Below are 13,857 nucleotides of genomic sequence, written 5' to 3'. Positions count from 1 at the left end.
ATGGCATTAACCAGTGATAAAAAAGCAATTATTTGGAAAACATTAAATGAAACTAGAGGAAAAATTTCACCTTCACAGTATAAAGATTACATTTTTGGAGTTATGTTTTATAAGTTTCTCTCAGAAAAAGCGCAAGGCTGGTTAGAAAGTGTCTCGCGTGGGGAATCATGGAACGATATCTGGCAACAAGATCCAACAAGAGCTGCTGATTTCATGCAGAAAAAATTAGGTTATGTGATCCAACCAGGTGATATGTTTTCTGACTGGCAACAAGCAATCACTGAAGATAAATTTAATATAATGATGGTTTCAGATGCCTTGACTCGATTTGAACAAGGCGTACGAATTGATGCACGAATTAACTTTGCGGGTATTTTTTCAGATATGGATTTAACCTCAAGTGGTTTGGGGAATAATGCACAAACTAGAACGGCTACGATGATTGATTGGATTAATCTGATTAATCAGATTGAAATGGATGAAGATTCAGACGTCCTTGGTGATTTATATGAATATTTAATTGGGATGTTTGCCGCAAATTCAGGTGCTAAAGCCGGGGAATTCTATACGCCACATGAAGTTTCAGATATTATGGCCCGAATTTTAACAAGCGGTCGTGAAGATATGGAGTCTTACAGTTTATATGACCCAGCGATGGGGTCAGGATCATTGTTATTAACAACTGCATCGTATATGAAAAATGCAGGGACACGTGGCGCAATCAAGTATTATGGTCAAGAATTGATTACAGCAACGTATAACTTAGCGAGAATGAATCTAATCATGAACGGCGTTGAATATAACGATATTAAGCTTCACAATGCCGATACATTAAATAGTGATTGGCCGGACGGTGTGGTTGATGGTGTTGATACACCAAGAATGTTTGATGCTGTTATGGCAAATCCACCATATTCTCAAAATTGGGATAATACGAACCGAGAAGATGATCCACGCTTTAGAATGGGAGTCGCACCTAAATCAAAAGCTGATTTTGCGTTTTTACTACACAGTCTTTATCATTTAAAACAAGACGGGCGAATGGCAATCGTATTGCCACATGGTGTTTTATTTAGAGGTGCTGCGGAAGGTAAAATTCGTGAACAATTACTAAATAATCATAATATCTCTGCTGTTATTGGATTACCGGCTAAGATTTTTACGAATACAAGTATTCCAACGATTATTATTATTTTAGAAAAAAATCGAGTAGCAGATGATGTGTTATTTATTGATGCTTCAAATGATTTTGAGAAGCAAAAGAATAGCAATAAAATCCGCCAAGAAGATATTGAGAAAATTATTGCTGCATACGAGAATAGGGAAAATGTTGAAAAATATGCCCATGTCGCAACTTTTGATGAAATAAAAGAAAACGATTTTAACCTTAATATACCGCGTTATGTCGATACTTTCGAAGAAGAAGAACCAATCGATATTGATGAGGTCAAAAAAGAAATTGCAGCCATCGATTTAGAAATTGCAAAATTAGAAAAAGAATTTTCAGAAATGGAAGCACAGCTCGTATCAACGAAAAAGGAGTCTGATTAAATGAAGGAGCAAAAAAAGCAACCAGAACTCCGGTTTAGAGGCTTTACTGACGATTGGGAACAAGTGGAATTTCAATCCAAAATTAAATTAATTGGTGGGGCAACACCTTTCAAAGATAACCCGGAGTATTGGAATGGAAATATAGTCTGGTTGTCGTCACAAGAAATCAAGAATAAATACGTCTCAAATGGAACATATACGATAACAAAAAAGGCGATTATTGATAATAAAACTAGAATGGTAGATGCTGGAACCCCATTAATTGTTACTAGAAGTGGAATATTAGCTAAGCGATTTCCTTTAAGCATACCGACTATTGATGTTGCAATTAATCAAGATATCAAAGCTTTGCTTTTTGATCAATCCAAATTAAACGTAAATTTTTTTGTCGCTGAACTCCAATCGAAAGAAGCATATATTTTAAAGAAAATCATTAAAACCGGAACGACTGTTCAGTCTGTAAATCTACCGGATCTAAATAAATTGATTATATCAGTGGTATCTGATTTTAAAGAACAAGAAAAAATCGGAGACTTCTTTCAAAAATTGGATCATACTATTGCACTTCAGCAGCGTAAGTTGGAGCTGCTTAAGAAAATGAAACGGGGATATTTACAACAAATGTTTCCTTCTACAGGTCAGCCTACTCCTCAATTAAGATTCAGCAAATTTAAAGGTGATTGGAAACAAAATAAGTTAAGTGGCATTGCAAAAATTACAATGGGGCAGTCACCCAAATCGGAAAATTACACTGACAATCCTAATGACTGGATTTTAGTACAAGGTAATGCGGATATAAAAAATGGTGAAGTCTATCCCAGAGTTTGGACAACACAAGTAACTAAAATTGCACAAAAAGGAGATTTATTATTAAGTGTACGTGCACCTGTTGGAGATGTGGCTAAAACAAAATATACCGTAGTTATAGGACGAGGGGTTGCTAGCGTTAAAGGAACAGACTTCATTTATTATTTATTGGAGAAAATAAAATACTCAGGATACTGGGAGAGAATCAGTTCAGGGTCAACATTTGAATCAATTAACTCTAATGATGTTAAAGAAGCAAGATTTTACGTCCCAAAAGAAATAACTGAACAAAAAAAAATTGGAAATTTTTTTCAAAAACTCGATCAAACTATAACACTCCAGCAGTCTAAAGTGGAAAAACTAAAAATTTTAAAACAATCCTATCTCCAAAAACTCTTCCCTTAAACAAAATTCGTTAATTAACGACCATTTATTTATACTTTGATAGTGACCAAAATTGGTCACTATATTTTATATGGGAGTGGTTAGTTATGCGGAGAAAATATCTTTTTCACGAATACTTTGAAGAATGGATGGTGTTATACAAGCGCGGCGCAATTAAGCAGGTTACTTATGATAAATATGAATTAACGCAACGGCAGATTAAAAATCTTGCACCTACGCTATTATTGTCAGACTTAGATCGGCGAGCCTATCAGCAATTATTAAACGATTATGCTGCGACGCATGAACATCAAACGACGATGGATTTTCATCATCAGTTAAAATCGGCAATCTACGATGCACTTGATGAAGGTTATTTGAAGAAAGATCCGACGCGTAAGGCGATTATCAAGGGCGTTGTCCAAAGGCGCCATAAGATGAAATATCTTAATCAGGGTGAGTTGCGCCGACTTTTTGGTGTCTTGAATCTAGAAGACGAGGTTAACTGGGATTACTTCATTCTATTACTCGCTAAAACAGGGTTGCGTTTCGGTGAAGCACTAGGACTGACACCATCGGACTTTGATTTTAGAACACAACAATTAACAATCGATAAAACATGGAATTATAAACATTACCGAGGTGGTTTTCAATCAACTAAGAATCAGTCGTCAGTTCGAAAAATTTCATTAGACTGGCAAATCGCAACTCAGTTCGCACATTTAATTAAAGATTTACCCGAAAAGGAACCAATTTTCATCGACAGAACACGCCGAACACATAATGATACAGCGAATCATTATCTAGAACGTAAATGTAAACAAGCACAGATTCCTGTCATTAGTGTGCATGGCCTCAGACATACACACGCTTCAATTTTGCTATATGCGGGTGTTTCACTAGCATCAGTGGCTAAAAGACTTGGCCATGCTAATATGACAACCACGCAAAAAACATATCTGCATATTATCAAAGAGCTTGATAGTAAAGATAACGACAAAATAATGCAGTGCTTGATGACACTGAACTAAACAAAAAGGCCGCGAATTTTCGCGACCTTTTTGCTTAGTTATCTATAAGAATAATTTTTGAAGGTATCCCTTTTTCAAGTCAATTATTTTTTTTATTTTATCTTCCTGAAGGAGCAACGTATTATCGATTATTTTTATAAAGTTACCAATATTTTGTTGCTCATCAGGAGTTGGTATAGCTACGCTAAATTGCGAAAATTTTGATATCCAATGTCGAGAATGGTTTTGTGGTTTGTAATTTATTCTCTTTAAAATATTATATGCAAAGTAAAAGTTATTTTGGTTGTTTTGTAAACTTAATATTTTTAACGCTGAGCTTTTTACTTTAAAAGGGAAATCTACAAAATGTGAACTAACAGTAAAATCATCAAAAATAATAGCAGGAGCATCTGATGAGGCAAGCTTTATTCCAAATTTTTCATCGGTATATCCAAGAATAAAACTTTTTCCAGCGGTTAAGACAGGGATTTTAAAGTTAACATCGTAAGCTGTAGATTTTACTATATACTCTGCTGGTTGTTCATATTTAAAGAGATCTGATAGCGTTATATACTTCCAATCGTTGAAATAATTAACAAATCTTATATTAGGAATAAATTCATTCTTGGCTGGCAGTACTTGCTGCAGATATCCACGTTTCAACTTTTTAAGCAGCTCCAACTTACGCTGCTGAAGTGTTATAGCTTTATCTATGTTTTTTAGGAATTTTCCAAGTCGATGTTGTTCTGTAATATTAGGAAATAGGATTTTCCATTTTTTCACCTCAGACATAGGTACTAAATTTGTTATTGCAGATCCCGGATTAGTTCCCGTTAACTTTTTTTGCATAAAATTTGCTCGTACAAATTGAATAAAATACTCTGAATCGGCCTTTTCAGAGTTTATTCTAAATCGGATTAAAGCCTGATTGAAGATACCAGGTTTTATTTTTTTGGGCACTCTAGCGATTTTCCCGATGGTTCCGGCACCACTCATGATAAAATCATCCGGTTTTAATTGAAATTTATTAAGTTCATCAAATTTCTCTTTCGTAATATTATATCTGGCTTTAAAGTTTCGATAGATAGCATTCTGTTGCTCATACACTACATAATCACTCTTTGCGACGAAAAATTCTTTTTTTAGAGCACTTCCAAAAGGACCTCTTCGAATGCCATCTTTTTTATTTAATAAAGCTGTAAACTCACCTTGTTCCCAATCGATAGACATGGTTGACAAAATCCGTAAACGCTATTTAGACTAATATTTATTACTGTTATTTGAATAAATGCTTTCTTATACACAGCGATAGCATTTTTAAGGGCAAATATATTATTTCTTTGTGATTTAGCGTAAAATAAAACTAGATAGAATTATTGATTAAATAGGAGTGTTACTTAGATGACAATTGAAACTGATTATAAGAACTTAAAGCTATGCAAACATGGACTACCAACTTGGGATGCAATGTTGCCAGTTGCATTATCTGTTGCTAGTAAACAGTCATCTGCGATTAGCCGAAAAGAGTTTTCGGAGGCAATTGTAAACAGTTTGCAATTGCCTGATAATCTACGCCAGTTAAAGTCAGAAAAATACCCTGACGTCAATATTATAGATAGTCGAACGACATTTCCTATTTCAGAATTAACAATTGGTGGTTTAATAGAACGGCCAAAAAGGGGATTCTATTTAATTACACCGTTGGGTAAACAATTACTCGAGCAATACGGCGGTAAGTTAACTTCTGAGATAATCCACAAGCTACCACAATTTATCCAACACCAAGACGAGTTAAAACAAAAAGGGAATCTTGAAAAAACTGAAGATAGTCAGTCGACGGATAATTCAGATTCGGTTGAACCGATACAAACTGTAGACTCTATTGTAAAGGACTATAATGACACCGTTAGTATTGATTTACTTGATCGCATTCGTAAAGGAACACCATACTTCTTCGAAAAATTAGTTGTCGAATTACTAAGTGCAATGGGATATAAAGGAACAAACGGGCAAGCTTTTGTGACACAAAAGAGTAATGATAGCGGTATCGATGGTATTATTAATCAGGATGCCTTGGGAACTAGTACGGTTTATATTCAAGCTAAAAGGCATCAAGTGGGAAACAACGTTGGCCGAAATGAGATGCAGGCATTCTTTGGAGCGTTGAGTGGCTTTGGCTCAGACCGTGGCGTTTTTATAACAACCTCTAATTTCTCGAATGGTGCAATTGAGTATGCAAAGAACCAGCATATTGTATTGATTAATGGCATACGGTTGAGCGACCTGATGCTGCAATACCAAGTTGGTGTGAATGTTAAGAAGCAATATACAACATTTGATATCGATGAAGACTTTTTTATTGAAGATGATTAGTCAATGAAATGGAGCTGATTTTCAATGCGCAATCCACTCGTCAAATTTGAATTCGCAAGTCATGGTTATTTTGGCCCGCATGAAGTATATAGTCTCGATTTAGAAACTAGTCTGATGATTGGCAGGATGGTAACGGATGAATTTATCCATCGAGAAGTGGTTAGGCTTCAATTGGATGCAGATACTATCCGTCGAGTTCGTAATCGACTTGCGAGATTGCAACTTCCGAAGTGGGCTGACTATTATATTAACGAGTCTATCATTGATGGTGAGCAATGGTCAGTAACCGCGACCTATGCGGACGGAACAGTGATTGAGTCTGGTGGTTCTAATGATTATCCACTCCGCTTTGGGACAGTTAGAAATTTGTTTAAACCAGTTCGACAACAGTTTTTAAAAGATTAGATGTGTAATGAATAAAGCCTTAGGGATTAGTTTTTCAAGCTAATCCTTAAGGCTTTATTTTTATGAGTGCTTTAGTTATTCTCGTAGTATCTTCTCCATCGCCTTCCCCTTAGCCAATTCATCCACCAACTTATCCAACCAGCGAATTTTCTGCATCAGCGGATCTTCAATATCTTCCACACGGACACCACAAACCACGCCGGTGATGAGAACGCAATTCGGATTCATTTGAGGAGCTTCCTCGAAGAACGTTTGGTAGGGGATATCTTTTGCGAGTTGGGCATCGAGTTCGGTTTGTGAGTAGCCGGTTAGCCAGCAGATAATCTGATTGACTTCGGCTTGGGTGCGCTTTTTGCGTTCGGCTTTTTGGACGAGCATTGGGTAGATTTTATTGAGGGACATGTTGAAGATGCTGGTTCTGGGCATAGTGGGGGCCTCCTAATTTGTAAATGGTTTAGTTTACATCAGTCGATGTTCTAAGTTGGTGGCGGTGAAGTCGACTTTGTCGTAGCGGTGGCGCGTTTGTGAGTATTCAAACGGGGTGCCGTTGTCGAGGTAGACGACTTGGTCGACTTCTAGGACGGGGTCGGTGCTGGCGCAGTCGATGTATTTTTGATCGTAGGCGTCGGATTTATCGGCGCGAATCCGGCGGACTGAGGGGCCGATCGTTAAACCGAGTTGTTTAGTGATGTGGCTGTAGATTGATGATTTGAGGATCCTTTTATTAATGCCGGGAATCACGCAAATCGGCATGATCGTGTATTCCAACATGAGCGGTGTCCCGTCGAGCATTCTTAAACGAATAATATCATAGACAGAATCATTTTTACCGATTCTTAGCTTGAGTTGTTCCGTTTCATCGGGGAAGCGAACTTCAAATGAAATCAGTTTGCTTTCAATCGTACCAAGCTGCGCGTAATGTTTGGTGAGCCCCATGTAGTCTTGCACGGCATTGTCGTAGAGTGAAAATTGTTCAGTGACAAAGGTGCCAACGCCTTTTTTACCGTAGATCACACCTTCAATTTGTAGTAAATCGAGTGCTTTTTGAATTGTCACGCGACTGGTGGCGTACTGGGTTGCAAGTTCGGTTTGAATTGGTAATTGGTCGCCTTGTTGGTAGTCGCCGCGGATGATTTGATTGCGAATGTCGTTTGCGATTGATTGATATTGAGCCATGGCAACCTCCTTTTTTAAAGTCATCATAATTCAGAATCGATAGTATGTAAACCAATTGGTTATCAAAGTCGCTGAATAACGATGAGTCAGGATTCCATTTGGCGCGATAATCGGTTACAGTGAAGATGTAATCGATTACAAGATAATCAGAGGTGACTGAAAATGACAGACAAACAATTTTTCTGGGGCAACTCAGTTTCCAGCATGCAAACGGAAGGCGGCTGGAATGAAGACGGTAAGAGTTTATCGGTTTATGATATCCGCGAAGCGAGTGAATATGCGAGTGATTGGCATTTTGCCAATGATAATTATCACCATTACACGGAAGATTTCGACTACATGCAAGCGATGGGGATGAATATGTATCGTTTCCAGATTTCGTGGTCGCGGGTGGTTAATGATGGAGATGGCAGTTTCAATGAAGCTGGAATTCAGTATTATGATCGGCTAATTGATGCCTTGTTAGCGCGCGGAATCGAACCGATGATTTGTTTGTACCACTTTGATATGCCGTTGCATTTGGCAGAGGAATACAATGGTTTGATGAATAAGCACGTGTTAGATGCGTTTATTCGTTTTGGCAAAGAGATGGTTGATCGGTTCGCGGAGAAGGTCAAGTATTGGATTTCGTTCAATGAACAGAATCTCTATCATCAACCGGAAGCTTTCAGAATTAGTGGTTATTTAAAGGGTGACCAAACCACGGCGGAATTGTATCAGATTGCGCATAATGTGATGGTTGCCCACGCGACGATTTGTAATTACATCCATGAAACAACTGATGCACAAATCGGGGGGATGCTGGCATATAGTGAAGTTTATCCGGCGACGAGTCAGCCGGCCGATATTTTAGCGGCGCGCAAGTGGGATGAATTCATTAACTTTACGTTACTCGACTGTTATGCGAAGGGGCAGTATTCACACGAAATGCTGACATTTATCAAAAACGCACAGATCGATATGCATATTTTGCCGGGTGAATTGGAAACGATTCGTCAAATGACAAGTGACTTCTTAAGCTTTAGTTATTATACTTCGACGACCATTAATGCGGCGAAGATTCCAGCGGGGACTGCCCCAAATGATTATCTTAAATTTGGTGGGCAGAAGAATCCCTACATTGATGCCACAGAATGGGGTTGGCAGATTGATCCGCTCGGTTTCCGCGATGTGTTGAATAAGTTGTACCAACGGTATCGGTTACCAGTCTTCCCAATTGAAAATGGGATTGGTGTTCAAGAAGAATGGGATGGTCAGAATCCAATTCAAGATGATTATCGGATTGAGTACCATCAAGCTCATATTGATGCAATATTTGATGCGATGCACGAAGATGGCGTTGAAGTCCTTGGGTATCTTGGTTGGGGCTTAATTGATATTTTGAGTTCACAAGGTGACATGCGCAAACGGTACGGTATGGTCTATGTTAACCGCACGAATCATGATTTGAAGGACATGCAACGTGTGCCGAAGAAGAGTTTTTATTGGTTTAAAGACTTGATTGCTAAGTATCGGTGTTAAATGTTTTTTAAAAGGAGTGGGGTTTTCGCCACTCTTTTTTATTTACCTATTTCATTTCAAACTTATTCTTGTTATAATCGATACCAGTTGTCCGTGTTATAATACAGCGGACTAAATGTTATAACAGAGGAGAGTACAGATGAGTATTGGCGATATTTTAACGAAGACGTTTACGAACATGGATATTGTGAGTTCGATCACGTCGACAGTGTTTATTATTTTATTAGGATTCTACTGCCGCAAACGCGAGATCTTCACGGATAAATTTGGGAAGATTCTGTCAAAAGTCGTTTTAACGGTTGCTTTACCAGCTTTGGCATTCAACTCATTCATGCAAGATATTAATGGGAAGACTTTAAAAGAAGGCATCAACGTTTTAGTTTGGGGCTTCTTGATCTATATTATTTTAATTTTAATTTCAAAACCGTTATACTTACGCTTTAAGGGTGATCAACAAGATACATTACGCGTGTTGACGATCTTTGGTTCAACCACGTTCTTCGGGATTCCAATTGTTGGGGCCGTTTTTGGGGCTAAAGGCGTGATGTATAGTTCCATCTTCAATATTGGTTACCGGGTCTTCTTATACTCATATGGTTATATCAAGATGAGTGGCTTGAAGATGGCATCGAAGAACTTGAAAAACATGTTTTTAAATCCAATCGTGATCGCCACTTTTGCCGGGTTAATCATCTGGTTAGTCCAAGGCGCATTACCACAAGTGGCCGTTGCTGGGCATTCAGTAGCTTTCTTACGAATTGATCAAACGGCACCATGGTTGTTCAAACCGATGACATACTTAGCCGGTTTATGTTCACCATTGGCTTGGTTAGCCATTGGGACCACCCTTGGCGAAATCAGTTTCAAAGATGCGGCTTCAGACAAGACATCGTGGATCTACAGTATTAATAAAGTGATTTTAGTGCCTGCTTTAAATATCGTATTATTGGCCATCTTAACCATGACCCATATTTTACCGGTCAGCTACATCAGTTTAGCAACCATCGTGATTATGATGGCGACCCCAACGGCAACGGTTGCAGCCGCGTATGCAATCAGTTTTGATAAAGATGCAATTTTAGCATCAAACGCATCTTTATTATCAACAGTTTTAGCAGTTGTCATGACACCTGTTTGGTTAGTGATTTTAGAAGTGATCAACCAAATCGGGATTTTCTAGGAAGAGGGAAATTAAATGTTTAAAATTGCTTGTTACGGCGTGCGTCCCAACGAAGTGGCGACGTTCAATAAATATAACAACTACGATTATGATTTAACGTTAATTGAAGACTTACTGACGCACGACAATATCGCAACGGCTAAAGGCCATGACGCAGTCTTATTACGTGCCAATTGTATCGCTGATGCCCAAAACTTAGCGCAATTGAATGACTACGGCATTCGTTACGTGTTTACCCGAACGGTCGGTTACGGGCATATCGATTTGGCTGCAGCAGGTAAGTACAACATGGAAGTGGCTCGCGTCCCAGCTTACTCACCAAACGCGATTGCTGAATTGGCCTTGACGTTAGGGATGTCGTTATTGCGCCATACAACATACACAACGAACCGGACTGCCCACCATGATTTTCGGGTGAGCCCAGTCATGTTCAGTAAAGAAGTTCGTAATTGTACCGTGGGGATTATTGGGACTGGTAAAATCGGTTATACCGAAGCAAAGTTATACAAAGGTTTAGGCGCCAAAGTGGTGGGGTATGATGTATATCCATCAGAACGGGCTAAAGAAGTCCTTGATTTTGTTAGCTTGGACGAATTACTGGCGCAAAGTGATATTGTCAGTTTGCATATTCCGTACTTTGCAGGGGAAAATGACCAATTCATCAATGCTGATTTTATCGCCAAGATGAAAAACGACGCTATTTTGGTCAATACTGCGCGTGGCCAATTGCAAGATAACCGAGCAATTATCGACGCTTTGAAAGCTGACCAATTAGGTGCATTTGCCGCTGACGTGTTACCAGCTGAAGGTGAAATCTTCTTCAAGCAATTCCCAGAAGACCAACCGGTCCCAGATGCGACAACCCAAGAATTGATTGATTTATACCCGCGCGTCTTGTTGACACCACACGTTGGTTCGAACACTGATGAAGCCCTCAAGAACATGGTCGAAATTAGTTTTGAAAACTTCCATGAAATCTTGACGACGGGTAAGACACAAAATCGCGTTGCAACGACGACCGATTAAAGTGGTTGTTTGTATTTATGTGGAAAATATGGTATATTACTATTAGTATTTAGATACTTCAGAGTGAGTGAGCAGAAATGCTCACTCTTTTTATTGGAGCACGTCTAATCTGAATTATAATAATGAATTGGAGGGAATCATTTGAGTACCGTTGTGGAAACAGTTCACGATCTGATCGTGCCGATTCTTGATCAACACCATTTTGAATTGGTGGACATTGAATTTGTTAAAGAAGGCAGCAGTTGGTATCTGCGGGTCTTCATTGATAAACCAAATGGTATTGACCTTGAAGATTGTGCCTTAGTTAACGATGCGTTAAGTGAGAAACTGGATTCAATCGACCCGGATCCAATTCCGCAGGCTTATTTCTTAGATGTTTCATCACCAGGCGCCGAGCGACCTTTAAAGAAGACCGCTGATTTTCAAAATGCGCTTGGTAAATACATTCATATCTCGCTATACCAAGCTATTGATGGCGAGAAAATTTATCAAGGCACATTAAAAGGCCTTGATGATGATACCTTAACGTTAGTCATTAAAATTAAAACGCGCCAAAAAGAAATAACGTTTAATCGTAAGGAAATTGCCAAAGCTCGCTTAGCAATTGAATTTTAGTAAAGGTAGGCTAGTTACATGAGCAAGGAAATGTTAGGTGCACTTGATGCGCTAGAACAAGAAAAAGGCGTTAAAAAAGAGATTGTCATCGAAGCCCTCGAAGCAGCACTTGTTTCGGCGTATAAACGTAATTATGGTCAGGCTCAAAACGTGGAAGTTGAATTCGACCAAAAGAAGGGCAATATTCATGTCTATGCGGTCAAAGAAGTGACTGACGAAGTATTTGATTCACGGCTTGAAGTGAGCTACCAAGATGCTCTAGAAATTAATAAGGCATACGAAGTGGGCGATAAGATCCGGTTTGAAGTGACGCCTAAAGATTTCGGACGAATTGCTGCGCAAACGGCGAAACAAGTCATTATGCAACGGGTTCGTGAGGCTGAAAGAAGTATTATTTATGATGAATACAGCCAATATGAAAACGAAATTATGCAAGGAATTGTTGAACGTCGCGATAATAAATTTATCTATGTTAACTTAGGGAAGATCGAAGCAGTTTTAAGCAAGCAAGATCAAATTCCCAACGAGGAATACCAAGCACATGATCGGATTAAAGTTTATGTGTCAAAGGTTGAAAATACAACCAAAGGCCCACAAGTTTTTGTCAGCCGGACCCATCCTGACTTAGTAAAACGACTATTTGAACAAGAAGTCCCAGAAATCTATGATGGTACAGTTGAGATTGTTTCAATCGCTCGTGAAGCTGGCGATCGGACGAAGATGGCTGTTCGTTCAACGGATCCGAATGTCGACCCTGTTGGAACTTGTGTTGGACCTAAGGGGCAACGAGTTCAATTAGTTGTTAATGAATTACACGGTGAAAATATGGACATTGTGAAGTGGGAAGAAGATCCTTCCGATTACATCGCCAATGCCTTGAATCCAGCCGAAGTTATTGCTGTTCAATTCAATGGTGATAACGAACATACATGTACCGTTATCGTCCCTGATTATCAATTGTCACTGGCAATCGGTAAGAAAGGTCAAAATGCCCGGTTAGCTGCGAAATTAACCGGCTACAAGATTGATATTAAACCTGAATCAGAAGTTGAATTCGTTGATGAAGACGACACAGAAGATGATGGCGCAGTCGTTGAAGGTTTTGAAGAAGAAACAACAGAGGCTGTTGAAGGCTTCCAAGACCAAGCAACGGATTCTGCTGTTGATTCTGAAGAACAACCACAAGAATAAGTGAGGTGTTCATGATGAAGCAAAGAAAAGTACCAATGAGAAAAGACGTTATTTCGCAAGAAATGAAGCCTAAAAAAGAAATGGTGCGAATTGTGAAGACTGCTGCTGGTGAAATCAGTATTGATCCTACTGGTAAGAAGTCGGGGCGCGGGGCCTATGTTTCACTAGAACCTGACGCCATCAAGCGTGCTCAGAGCAAGCAAATTTTAGAAAAAACGTTTGGCATTGAGGTTTCTGCTGATTTTTACACAGAACTGTTTGAATATGTCGATCATCAAAAAGCCCGTCAAGAATTATTTGGAGTACGAAAATGAGTGAACAACCAGACCGTTTATTACAACTCTTAGGCATTTGTATGAGAGCAAGGCAACTGGTTAGTGGTGAAGAGCAGGTCTTAAAAGCCATTCAGCAGCAAAAAGCGAAACTGGTTTTTATCGGCCAAGACATTAGCCAACTAACACAGAAGAAATTGACTGATAAGAGTCAGTTCTACGAAATCCCGGCAACCAAAGCGTACACCGCAGCCCAGTTAACCCAAGCAATTGGATTACATAGAGCTACGATCGCGGTTGTTGATGCCGGGTTTGCCAAAAAGATGATAACGCTACTGGGATAATA

The 13,857-nt window shown here is 39.0% G+C and carries 15 protein-coding genes; 12 read left to right on the top strand and 3 right to left on the bottom strand.

Annotated elements, in window-relative coordinates:
- The 3 genes from FC90_RS06395 to FC90_RS06385 all read left to right on the top strand — a co-directional run bounded on the left by FC90_RS06395 (window position 1) and on the right by FC90_RS06385 (window position 3,773).
- Window positions 1-1,551: a type I restriction-modification system subunit M gene (locus FC90_RS06395; protein WP_057908437.1), complete on the top strand. Its 1,551-nt coding sequence runs from the start codon at window positions 1-3 to the stop codon at window positions 1,549-1,551.
- The gene (locus FC90_RS06390) at window positions 1,552-2,763 is read left to right on the top strand and encodes a restriction endonuclease subunit S (protein WP_057908436.1); all 1,212 of its coding nucleotides are present in this window, start codon (window positions 1,552-1,554) and stop codon (window positions 2,761-2,763) included.
- An 86-nt stretch (window positions 2,764-2,849) separates the two neighbouring features.
- Window positions 2,850-3,773 carry a site-specific integrase gene (locus FC90_RS06385; RefSeq protein ID WP_057908435.1) on the top strand — a complete coding sequence of 308 codons (924 nt, stop codon included), beginning with the start codon at window positions 2,850-2,852 and terminating at the stop codon, window positions 3,771-3,773.
- Window positions 3,774-3,815: 42 nt separating this feature from the next.
- On the opposite strand, the gene FC90_RS09320 is transcribed toward FC90_RS06385, so the two are convergent.
- A complete protein-coding gene (locus FC90_RS09320; protein WP_057908434.1) occupies window positions 3,816-4,982 on the bottom strand; it encodes a restriction endonuclease subunit S in 1,167 nt (388 codons plus the stop codon).
- A 171-nt stretch (window positions 4,983-5,153) separates the two neighbouring features.
- Here FC90_RS09320 and FC90_RS06375 point away from each other — a divergent pair, with 171 nt between their 5' ends.
- Both FC90_RS06375 and FC90_RS06370 read left to right on the top strand, forming a co-directional pair.
- The gene (locus FC90_RS06375; RefSeq protein WP_057908433.1) at window positions 5,154-6,125 is read left to right on the top strand and encodes a restriction endonuclease; all 972 of its coding nucleotides are present in this window, start codon (window positions 5,154-5,156) and stop codon (window positions 6,123-6,125) included.
- A 24-nt stretch (window positions 6,126-6,149) separates the two neighbouring features.
- Window positions 6,150-6,530, top strand: coding sequence for a hypothetical protein (locus FC90_RS06370; protein WP_057908432.1), 381 nt, complete (start codon window positions 6,150-6,152; stop codon window positions 6,528-6,530).
- 75 nt (window positions 6,531-6,605) lie between these two features.
- Here FC90_RS06370 and FC90_RS06365 read toward each other — a convergent pair whose 3' ends face one another.
- Window positions 6,606-6,956: a DUF2200 domain-containing protein gene (locus FC90_RS06365; protein ID WP_057908431.1), complete on the bottom strand. Its 351-nt coding sequence runs from the start codon at window positions 6,954-6,956 to the stop codon at window positions 6,606-6,608.
- 33 nt (window positions 6,957-6,989) lie between these two features.
- Window positions 6,990-7,706, bottom strand: a complete 717-nt coding sequence (locus FC90_RS06360; protein ID WP_057908430.1) for a GntR family transcriptional regulator — start codon at window positions 7,704-7,706, stop codon at window positions 6,990-6,992.
- 162 nt (window positions 7,707-7,868) lie between these two features.
- Here FC90_RS06360 and FC90_RS06355 point away from each other — a divergent pair, with 162 nt between their 5' ends.
- The 7 genes from FC90_RS06355 to FC90_RS06325 all read left to right on the top strand — a co-directional run bounded on the left by FC90_RS06355 (window position 7,869) and on the right by FC90_RS06325 (window position 13,855).
- Window positions 7,869-9,227 carry a glycoside hydrolase family 1 protein gene (locus FC90_RS06355; protein ID WP_057908429.1) on the top strand — a complete coding sequence of 453 codons (1,359 nt, stop codon included), beginning with the start codon at window positions 7,869-7,871 and terminating at the stop codon, window positions 9,225-9,227.
- A 139-nt stretch (window positions 9,228-9,366) separates the two neighbouring features.
- Complete coding sequence (locus FC90_RS06350; RefSeq protein ID WP_057908428.1) at window positions 9,367-10,407, top strand: AEC family transporter; 1,041 nt, start codon at window positions 9,367-9,369, stop codon at window positions 10,405-10,407.
- 15 nt (window positions 10,408-10,422) lie between these two features.
- Entirely contained in the window at window positions 10,423-11,433 is a 1,011-nt protein-coding gene (locus FC90_RS06345) for a 2-hydroxyacid dehydrogenase (protein ID WP_057908427.1), read from the top strand.
- A 141-nt stretch (window positions 11,434-11,574) separates the two neighbouring features.
- Window positions 11,575-12,048 (top strand): ribosome maturation factor RimP, encoded by a 474-nt coding sequence (gene rimP / locus FC90_RS06340; RefSeq protein ID WP_057908426.1) that lies wholly within the window; start codon window positions 11,575-11,577, stop codon window positions 12,046-12,048.
- 18 nt (window positions 12,049-12,066) lie between these two features.
- Complete coding sequence (gene nusA, locus FC90_RS06335; protein ID WP_057908425.1) at window positions 12,067-13,239, top strand: transcription termination factor NusA; 1,173 nt, start codon at window positions 12,067-12,069, stop codon at window positions 13,237-13,239.
- 14 nt (window positions 13,240-13,253) lie between these two features.
- Window positions 13,254-13,553: an RNase P modulator RnpM gene (gene rnpM / locus FC90_RS06330; protein ID WP_057908424.1), complete on the top strand. Its 300-nt coding sequence runs from the start codon at window positions 13,254-13,256 to the stop codon at window positions 13,551-13,553.
- Entirely contained in the window at window positions 13,550-13,855 is a 306-nt protein-coding gene (locus FC90_RS06325; protein WP_057908423.1) for a L7Ae/L30e/S12e/Gadd45 family ribosomal protein, read from the top strand. The genes rnpM and FC90_RS06325 overlap by 4 nt, the downstream gene beginning before the upstream one ends.
- Window positions 13,856-13,857 lie beyond the last annotated feature (2 nt).

The sequence above is a fragment of the Latilactobacillus graminis DSM 20719 genome (assembly GCF_001436415.1).
Lineage (GTDB): Bacteria > Bacillota > Bacilli > Lactobacillales > Lactobacillaceae > Latilactobacillus > Latilactobacillus graminis.
This window is presented reverse-complemented; position numbering and strand designations above follow the sequence as displayed.